The sequence below is a fragment of the Eggerthella sp. genome, assembly GCF_048329335.1.
GTDB lineage: Bacteria > Actinomycetota > Coriobacteriia > Coriobacteriales > Eggerthellaceae > Eggerthella > Eggerthella lenta.
On sequence record NZ_DBFEGU010000435.1, the window covers coordinates 1 to 8,826 of the forward strand.

The 8,826-nt window shown below is 62.1% G+C and carries 7 protein-coding genes and 2 pseudogenes; 7 read left to right on the top strand and 2 right to left on the bottom strand.

Annotated features, from left to right (window positions below):
• Positions 1 to 1,072: pseudogene (locus ACMO6A_RS13400) on the top strand (elongation factor G); the annotation flags it as partial.
• Between the two features lie 101 nt (positions 1,073 to 1,173).
• Here the strand turns inward: ACMO6A_RS13400 and ACMO6A_RS13405 are convergent.
• Both ACMO6A_RS13405 and ACMO6A_RS13410 read right to left on the bottom strand, forming a co-directional pair.
• The gene (locus ACMO6A_RS13405) at positions 1,174 to 1,653 is read right to left on the bottom strand and encodes a type II toxin-antitoxin system HicB family antitoxin (protein WP_114516409.1); all 480 of its coding nucleotides are present in this window, start codon (positions 1,651 to 1,653) and stop codon (positions 1,174 to 1,176) included.
• Between the two features lie 662 nt (positions 1,654 to 2,315).
• Complete coding sequence (locus tag ACMO6A_RS13410; RefSeq protein WP_114516410.1) at positions 2,316 to 2,693, bottom strand: VOC family protein; 378 nt, start codon at positions 2,691 to 2,693, stop codon at positions 2,316 to 2,318.
• A gap of 564 nt (positions 2,694 to 3,257) precedes the next feature.
• Between ACMO6A_RS13410 and ACMO6A_RS13415 the strand changes: the two genes are divergently transcribed.
• From ACMO6A_RS13415 to ACMO6A_RS13440, 6 genes and pseudogenes are all read left to right on the top strand, one after another.
• Positions 3,258 to 4,025, top strand: coding sequence for an ATP-binding cassette domain-containing protein (locus ACMO6A_RS13415; RefSeq protein WP_229033334.1), 768 nt, complete (start codon positions 3,258 to 3,260; stop codon positions 4,023 to 4,025).
• 3 nt (positions 4,026 to 4,028) lie between these two features.
• Complete coding sequence (locus ACMO6A_RS13420) at positions 4,029 to 6,518, top strand: YhgE/Pip family protein (protein ID WP_418471413.1); 2,490 nt, start codon at positions 4,029 to 4,031, stop codon at positions 6,516 to 6,518.
• Positions 6,519 to 6,591: 73 nt separating this feature from the next.
• Entirely contained in the window at positions 6,592 to 7,251 is a 660-nt protein-coding gene (locus ACMO6A_RS13425; protein ID WP_009306394.1) for a TetR/AcrR family transcriptional regulator, read from the top strand.
• Between the two features lie 418 nt (positions 7,252 to 7,669).
• Complete coding sequence (locus ACMO6A_RS13430; protein WP_009306393.1) at positions 7,670 to 8,143, top strand: hypothetical protein; 474 nt, start codon at positions 7,670 to 7,672, stop codon at positions 8,141 to 8,143.
• 10 nt (positions 8,144 to 8,153) lie between these two features.
• On the top strand, positions 8,154 to 8,486 hold the full coding sequence (locus ACMO6A_RS13435; protein WP_009306392.1) for a helix-turn-helix domain-containing protein: 333 nt from the start codon (positions 8,154 to 8,156) through the stop codon (positions 8,484 to 8,486).
• 121 nt (positions 8,487 to 8,607) lie between these two features.
• Positions 8,608 to 8,826 (top strand): annotated as a pseudogene (locus ACMO6A_RS13440) (hypothetical protein); the annotation flags it as partial.

Sequence of the window (8,826 nt, forward strand, 5' to 3'; positions counted from 1 at the left end):
GATCAACGCTCGCACGGGGAAGAAGGATCGCCTCGGCCACCTGTACGTGATGATGGGCAAGGAATCCGTCGACGTGAAGAGCGCGAAGGCCGGCGACATCATCGTGGTGCCGAAGCTCACCGATACGCGTGCCGGCGACACGATGTCGAAGTCGGGCGACGTGGCCATCGACCCCTTGCCGCTGCCCGTCCCTCAGTACCCGGTGGCCATCGAGGCGGCGAACAAGAAGGACGAGGACAAGCTGGGAACGTTTCTGGCTCGCGCGGCCGAGAACGACCCCACGCTGATCATCAACCGTAGCGAAGAGACGCACCAGACGGTGATCACGGCCATGGGCGAGGCGCAGATCGAGACGCTGATCGCCCGGCTCAAGGAGCAGACGGGCGTGGAGGCGAAGCTCATCCCCGTGCGCATTCCGTATCGCGAGACCATCCGCAAGACGGCCGAGGCGCAGGGTCGTCACAAGAAGCAGACGGGCGGCGCGGGGCAGTTCGGCGATTGCTGGCTGCGCATCGAGCCGAATCCGGGAGCGGGCTACGAGTTCGTCGACGAGATCGTGGGCGGCAAGATTCCCCGCGGCTACCTGCCGGCCATCGACAAGGGCGTGCAGGATGCCATGCGCGAGGGTTTCTTGGCCGGATATCCTATGGAAGACATCAAGTGTGCGGTGTACGACGGCTCGTACCACTCCGTCGACTCCAACGAGATGGCGTTCAAGACAGCCGCGCGCATCGGCTTCCGTGCCGCGTGCGAGAAGGCCGACCCCATTTTGCTGGAGCCCATGGCGAACCTCGACGTGACGGTGGGAGAGGAGTACGCCGGCGCGGTGATGGGCGACATCTCCACGCGCCGCGGCCGTATCGTGGGCACCGACTCGAACGACGCGGGCGAGACGGTCATCATGGTGCGCGTACCCTACGCCGAGGTGGTCACGTACACGAAGGACCTGCGGGCCATCACGCGCGGCTCGGGGTCGTACTCCATCGAGCTGGAAGGCTACGAGCCGGCACCGGCCGACGTGACGAAGAAGCTGGTGGAAGCCTACCAGGCTGCGCGCGCTGCGGGGAACTAGCGCGCTTGCGACATGATCCGTCGAGGGTTTGAGAGTGGAGGAGGGAGCCGCGGTGCGGCTCCCTCCTCGGTTTCGGGGGTGGGGTGCGAGGGAAGGGCCGGCTAGGCTTCGAGCGCCTGCGGCCGGTCTTCCGCGCTGGCGGCGGGCTTGCGCTTCGGACGGCCTGCGGGAGGGCGCTCGCGTAGGCGGGCCTCCACGCTGTAGCCCGTCACCCAGGTGTTGTGCCCGTACTTGAACGACTCGAGGAGGCCGTCGCGGATCATGTGGCTGACGCGCGAGGGGGACACGCCCAAGGCGCGCGCGGCTTCGGCAGCCGTCATGCGGGGGATGGTTTCCAGCCCGGCGTCGATGGCGACGGTGATGATCCGTCCGCCGTAGCGCGGCTCGTTGTCGAAGGTGGGCTCGGGAGTTGCCTCGTCGTGCATCGCGTAATCCTCAACGACGGTTTTCAGCCAATCGACCGCCATCTCGCACGCTTCGCGAAACGTGGCGCCCGACGTGCCGCCGCACTCGAAATCGAAGGGCCAGACGGTGTAGCGGCCCTCATCGAGGAACACTTCAAACTCGTACACGTGCTTCATGCTCGTCTCCTTCGGAGGGGGTGGGCTATTTGAGTCCGGCCTGTTTTTTCATGACTTCAAATTGCTGGTTTGAGATCTCGCTATGTCGCTCGATAACGGTTCTTCTGCCGTCGGGATGCCTGAACTTGTCGTGATTTGTGCCCCTTCGTTCTTGAAGCCGTTCTGCCGGAAAAACCTGACGACCTCTCTGCGCTTGACCATCCTATCCCCGATCCCTTTTATTGTCAATACTATTTATAATTTAGCAAGCTCGTGCGGTGCGTAAGGGTTTCATGCGACGGGCGGCCGAGTTGGATGCTTTCCGCCCGCCGCGTTTCGTACGGTTTGCAGCGGCGCCGAGCCATGGCCGTTCCCTGTCTCGCCGATGGCGGCGCCGCTGCAATTTACCGTGCTTCCATGATAACGACCTGGTCTTACGTTTTGATGGCGTGCGTCCAGCGCGGAGCACCTTCGAATCCAGCGCAACTGCCACGCGTTTCCAGCGCGGTTTCCACGTTTCGTGCAACCGTTTCCAACGCGGTTTACCCGTGCGTTGCCGAAGACTCCAACGCGTTTCAAACGTGCGGGCGGCACCCGCCTTGCGCGGATGCCGCCCGTTGTCATGAGGATTGTGGGGAATGGGGAGGCTGGATGCCTCGATGTTGCGAGAAGGGTGCGGGAGGCTACTCCGCGCGATCTGCCGGGAGGATTTCCAGCCAGCAGCCGTCGGGATCCTCGATGAAGTAGATGCCCATGCGCTCGTTCACGAAGCACACGCAGCCCATCTCCTCGTGCAAGGCGCGCGCGGCGTCCATGTCGTCCACCTCGAAGGCCAGGTGCGTGTCGCGTCCGCCGTTGTCGTAAGGCTCGGTGCGGCCGCGGTTCCACGTGAGCTCCACCTGGAAATCGGTCTTTTCGTTGCCGAGGAACACGTTTTCCCACGATCCGTCGTCGGGCCCCATGCGCCTCTGAACGGCCAGGCCCAGCGCGCGTTCGTAGAACGCGAGCGACGCGCCCAGGTCGAGGACGTGGATGCAGCGATGGATCATCTTCGCTTTCATGGCAGCTCCGTTTCTGCGCGAAATTGCGCGCATCCGCGCGCGGTTCGTTCGCTGGAAGTATACCCGAGATAACGGCATCGTGACGGCTTTGCGACGGAACCACTAAAGGAGAACGAGGAGAAGGCTTGGCGATGCCAGAATACTTTACGCGAAGCGTTAGCGAGGATCGATTGCGGGAGCGCTGCGAACGCACCTGTCGGGAGGGGGACGGCGAAATCGAGAGCTGTAGGTAAAAACGGCTCGGTTTGGTAATTTCGGAAACATCCCATCGCGCCCGTCTGCGGGCGTGGGAACAGTTTGCTTGACGTTTTACCAGATGGGGCAGCTTCTCTCTGTATCCTACCTTTTCGATATGATTGCCAAACCGCCTTGTTCGCTCCATGCGGGGACGTTTTCGGCGTCATGGCGCGCTGCGGAAGGTCGACCTTGCGCGAGCCCTGGACATTTGCGCATTTGCGGTGCGAGACCTTGCACCTGTCCGCGACGGTGCTATACTCCGTTTGAAAAACTGACTAGTCAGTCAAAAAATGAAGGCTGACGAACGACGCGAAGGACGTGATGGGCATGCAGGAGAAGCCGGCTACCATCGAGCCGTGGGTGGATGGAGCGAAGCCGCCGTCGAAGGGGGCGGACGCGCTTCAGATGCGTCCGGAATCGGGCACGTTCGTGCGCGAGGGAGCCGCATTCGCCGGCGCACCGTACATCAGCGCACGCGGGTTGGGGTTGAAGACGTACGCAGGATACGCGTACCGCGAAGTGGACGTTGACGTGCACAAAGGGGAGCTGGTGGCCGTGCGCGGGCGCAACGGCAGCGGAAAGACGGCGCTTCTGCTCACGCTGGCGGGCCGCATGAAGCAGACGGAGGGAACGTTGAACGTGGGCGAATTCGAGCTGCCGCGCCAGCGCTCGAAGGCGGAGCGGCACGTGGGCCTGGGGTTGTTCAGCGGGTTGAACGACCTCCAGGACAGCTTGACGGCGGCATATGCGTTGGGAGCCGAGTTCGAGCTGTACGGTCGTAAGCCGCGCCGCGAGGCGGTTACGGACTACCTGCGGCAGTGGCAGCTGGGCGACGTGGCGAACGTGCGCGTGAAGGATCTCACATCGCAGAAGCTCGCACAGCTGGGTATCGCGCTTGCGTTTGTGGGCGAACCCGATGCCGTGGTGGTGGACGACGTGGAGAGCCAGCTGACCATGTCGCAGTCGGAGGCTCTCGTCGATCTGCTGCTGGATGCGGCGCGCACGCGCAACGTCGCCGTCGTCGTGGGAGTGGTGGAGCGCGATCTGGCCGCCATGGCCGACGCGACGGTGTATCTGTCGAAGGATGGTGAGTAGCTCATGGCGTTCAAGGGACTCAGGTTCGCCGGCCTCGAATGGAAGAACATCACGGCATCGAAGATCATGTGGGTGGTCATCGCCGCCATCGCCATCATGCCGCTTCTGTACGGCGCGCTGTATCTGGCGGCGTTCCAGGATCCGTACGCGCGCCTGAACACGGTGCCCGTGGCCGTGGTGAACGAGGACAGGGGCGCGGTGATCGCCGCCGAGCAGCGCAACCTCGGCGACGATGTGGTGCAGCAGCTCAAGGATACCGACGACGGTCTGGGCTGGCACTTCGTGTCGGCCGACGAGGCGCGGAAGGGCCTCGAGGACGGCGAGTACTTCATGACGTGCACGATTCCGGCCGACTTCTCCGAGAGCATCGCCTCGGTCGACGGCTCCGCACCCGAGAAGGCCCAGTTGAAGATCGACTACAACCAGAGCGAGAACATGTTGGCGTCCCAGATCGGCGAGACGGTGTGGAAGGAAGTGCGCACGCGGGTGAGCGACACGGTGGCCGCCGAGTACTGGACGACCGTGCTCGGGCGCGTGGCCGATTCGGGCAAGGACATCCAGAAGGCCGCCGACGGTGCGGGCGATTTGAAGAACGGCCTGATCACCGCACATGACGGAAGCGTTGCCATCACGTCGAATCTCGGCACGCTCAAGGACGGCGCGCTGACGCTGGACGCCGGCCTGGGCAGCCTCGTCTCCGGCGCATCGTCGCTCGACGGCGGCTTGGGCACCTTGTCCGGCGGCACGTTCGCGCTGAAAGACGGAACGCAATCCCTCGTAGCGGGTGCGAACCAGCTGAAGGACGGTGCCGGCCAGGTCGCCTCCGGCGCGAGCGGCGTCGCAGACGGCGCCGGCAGGCTGCAGTCCGACGGCACCAGCAAGGTCGCCGCCGGCGCAAGCGAGCTGGCAAAGGCCACGGCCTCGCTGCCGGGGGACGACGAAGTGGCCGCGTTCAATCAAGGCGTCGCCGATCTGGACGCGGGCTTCGGCGCGAGCGACGACATGTCGCAGACAACCGTCAACGGCGGTCTCAACAACCTGTCGGCGGGACTGGATGCGCTCGACGCGAAGGTCAAGGCCGGCACCGCCGCGATTTCCGGTAGTGTCGGATCCGAGTCCGACGACGATCCGCAGGCTTCGCTGTACGGCGCGTTGAACGTGCAGGCCAAGCTGCTCGATGCCGCTGCGGCCGACCCGAAGAACGCGGCGGCGTACATCGAGCAGGCCAAGAAGATCAACGAGGGCTTGCAAGGCTCCGCCCGCGACCTCAAAGGTGCCCTCGCTTTGATGGACGCTCAAGTGGACGACGGTGTCTCCCTGCTCAAGGACGGCGTCGCGAAAACGAAGGACGGCGCGGCGAAGGTTCAAAAGGGCGCCGACTCTCTCCTTGGCACGGTGTCGCCGCTGGTCGACAGCGCTCCTTCGCTGCGCGCCGCCGTGCTGCAGCTCGACGCCGGCGCCAACGAGGTGAACGCCAACATGTCCTCGCTTGTAGCCGGCTCCTCGAAGGTGGCGTCCGGCGCCTCGCAGGTGAACGACGGCGCGTCCTCGGCGGTGTCGGGTGCGAACCAGCTCGACGACGGAGCGGCGCAGCTTGTCGATGGCGTCCAAGCAGCCAAGAACGGTGCGGGTCAGCTGGTTGCCGGCACGCAAAGCGCCAAGGACGGTTCTGCGCAGATCGCTTCCGGCGCCGTGCAGTTGGAGGAGGGCAGCGGTACGCTCGCTTCGGGTCTGACCGACGCAGTGGACGGCTCCGGCGAGTTGTCCACCGCCCTCGCAGACGGCGCGAAGACCGCCGCCGAGCAGACGACGAACATCGACGGCAAGTCCGAGGTGATGAGCGATCCCGTCGAGCTTGCGAACGAGTACTACACCACCGTGAAGAACTACGGAACCGGATTCGCCCCGTACTTCATGGCGTTGGGTCTGTGGGTAGGCGGTCTTGTGGCAGGGTTCGTGTTCAAGCCGCTCAACAGCCGCCTCATCATGTCGGGCGCGAATCCGGTCACGGTGGCGTTCTCGAACTACCTGCCGGTGGCGTTCTTCTCGCTCATCCAGGCCACGCTGCTCATGGTGGTGCTTCAATTCGGCCTGCAGCTGCAAATCGACAACGTTCCCGCGTTCTACGCTATGGGCTACCTCACGGCTCTCGTGTTCGCGGCCATCATGCAGATGCTTATGGCGGCGTTCGGGTTCCCCGGTAAGTTCGTCGCCATCATCCTGCTTATGCTGCAGCTGACGGCTTGCGCGGGCACGTTCCCCATCCAGACGACGCCCGACTTCTTCCAGGTTATCAACCCGTACATGCCCATGACGTACGTGGTGCAGGGCATGCGCCAGATCATGACGGGATTGGATTACGGCATCGTGGGCTTCGACTGCTTCGTGTTGTTCGCAATCGGGGCTGCGTGCTTCGCGCTGACGTGTCTTGTGGCGTATCGCAAGCGCACGGTGCGTATGGAGGACTTGCATCCGGTGCTGCAGCTCGGCTAGTTTCCGACCTGCTACACTGGGGAATGACAGACGAACGGCCCGGCGACGGACGCCGGGCCGCGGGGGTGATGCGATGATGGGAACGAAGCGAACCGAGAAAGCGTGCGCGACGCGCAAGCAGCTGCTCGAAGCGGCGTTGGCGGTGATCGGCGAGAAGGGGTACTCGGCGGCCACGGTCAACGAGATAGTCGATGCGGCCGGCGTATCGAAGGGCGTGGCGTATTATCACTTCAAAAGCAAGGCCGTCATGGCCGAGAGCATCCTGGAAGAGGGGATCGGCGGGCTCATCGAGGGCTTCGAGCGCATCGCTGCGGAGGCTCCCACCGCGCCCGAGGCGCTTACCGGCATGGTGGAGCTGTTCGCCACGAGCATTTTCGAGAACAAGGCGTTCGGGCGCTTCTTCGTGTCCGAGCTGTGGCGCGAGGGTCGCGTGTGGTCAAGGTCCATGCGCGACTACGAGGGGCGCTTGTTGGACGTGTTGGAGGGTCAGCTGGCGCGCGGTCAGAGGGAGGGCTTCATCCGGTCCGAGATCGATCCAGCGTTCGAGGCAGTGGCGCTGATCGGCATGGTGCTGACTACCACGCTGTACTACATCGGCGACGAGAGCCCGCTGCTGGGCGCGCCGTCTCACCAGCGCGCAGGGGCACAGGCGATCGGAGGCAAAAACGGTTTCATCGCGCGTATCGTCGATTTCGTCCGACACGCCAACGCCTCCCCGGGGGTGTTGGGGTAGGCGTGGCGAGAGCGTAAGCGGTTCGGAATTCGGCATCGTTCGCGATGTCGAATTTTTTGTTGCCCTGTACTTCGTGTCGATTCATATCGTAGAATGTGAACATGGATCAGAATAGTCAACATTTGAAAGGAGAAATGAATATGTTGTTCTACAGCGAAGGGTCTACGTTGGGTACTTGCGCGCTGATCGGCTTTGGCAGTCTCTGCTTCAATCTTGGATTTAGCTCCATGCCTCAGGAAAAACCAAACCTGGCTGCAGTTTAAGCAGTGTGGAAGGTGCAGCGTAGGCGGTACTTCGATAGTGGGTTGACTACTTATTCGGCAATTATTAGAGATCGGCAAGTAGCGTGACGAAAAGCATTCGGAAGATAGAGAAAGCTCTCGCTAAGCTCGAAGTGCTTGGTTCAAGGCTTAGTTGCTTGTTCTTGGTTGCTTTTGTCTTCGTTTGCGTTTTCGTAGCGCTGTTTTTAGTGGCCAAGGTAAGTGATTTCGCAGGTTCGGGCGAAGCTCTCGATGTGTCTTACCTCATGCAGCTGACGTTGAGCCTTCTCGATTTTGCGATCTACGGAGTGATTCTTTTGGTCATGAGAAGCATCGCGAAAGATGTAGCACAAGGTCGTTCGCCCTTCACCATTGCCCATGCTAATCAAATTAGAATCATCGCTTGGCTGTTTTTGACGGGATTTGTTCTCGGCATTTTGATATCGTCCGGTTTTGTGTCAGTTGCGAATGCTGGTGGGTTTCATATAGGACTTGCTTCGGATGAATCGGCCAACTATTCGGTTATTTCCATCGACGTCAAATCCGTCGTTGGGGCTGTCGTTTGCTTCTCGCTCTCTTCCGTTTGGAAGTACGGGGCTTTGCTGCAGGCCGATTCGGATGATTACCTGTAGGGGCTTGAATATGGCGAAGCACCTGATAGTCGAATTGGAAGCGGTGCTGCTCGAGAAGGGCAAAAGCAGCAAGGACCTCGTGCGCGCCACCGGGCACACGACCGTGAACGTGTCCAGGATACGCCAGGCGAAGATGCGCGGCATCAGGATGGACACCCTCATGGAAATCTGTCTCGAGCTGGATTGCCAGCCGGGCGATATCCTGAAGATCGTCACCGATGAGGAGTTCGATCGCCTCGTCGAAGAGCGTCGTAAAACGGGGGAGGCCCGCGTCAAGGCGGGCTTGAGGCGGACCGCCCCCGAGCGCGTGTACGAGATTGATTTGGATCTCGGGGGAGAGTAAGGGTTCCGTTCGCCGGAAGTGCCGGCTTCTTATCATCAAACGATAAAAATACTGATACCATTCCAGGCTGTCATTCTTGAATGAAGGAGGAATCACGGCTCGTCTCTCACTGTTTTTTCGCATGGTCGACGAAGGGGTCGTGTCCTTCTCGGTGGCGGCGAGCTTCTTGGCCGCCGTGCCCCTGTGCGCCATCCAGGGAAGCTGGCTTGCCGAGTGGTCTTTCGACCTGTTCTTCGCTACATGGATCTTGGCGTCCCTGGCGGCTTACCCTTTCGTTTGCGCACTGCTGAACGCTTACTTCCTGGCGGCTCTGCCTGTCGATCGCGAGCGGATGGCGGCC

What these genes read in the sequence shown, in the direction of transcription:
- ACMO6A_RS13405 (WP_114516409.1), bottom strand. Translation starts at nt 1,653, where the DNA reads ATGAAGCACGTGTACGAGTTTGAAGTGTTCCTCGATGAGGGCCGCTAC.
- ACMO6A_RS13410 (WP_114516410.1), bottom strand. Translation starts at nt 2,693, where the DNA reads ATGAAAGCGAAGATGATCCATCGCTGCATCCACGTCCTCGACCTGGGC.
- ACMO6A_RS13415 (WP_229033334.1), top strand. Translation starts at nt 3,258, where the DNA reads ATGCAGGAGAAGCCGGCTACCATCGAGCCGTGGGTGGATGGAGCGAAG.
- ACMO6A_RS13420 (WP_418471413.1), top strand. Translation starts at nt 4,029, where the DNA reads ATGGCGTTCAAGGGACTCAGGTTCGCCGGCCTCGAATGGAAGAACATC.
- ACMO6A_RS13425 (WP_009306394.1), top strand. Translation starts at nt 6,592, where the DNA reads ATGATGGGAACGAAGCGAACCGAGAAAGCGTGCGCGACGCGCAAGCAG.
- ACMO6A_RS13435 (WP_009306392.1), top strand. Translation starts at nt 8,154, where the DNA reads ATGGCGAAGCACCTGATAGTCGAATTGGAAGCGGTGCTGCTCGAGAAG.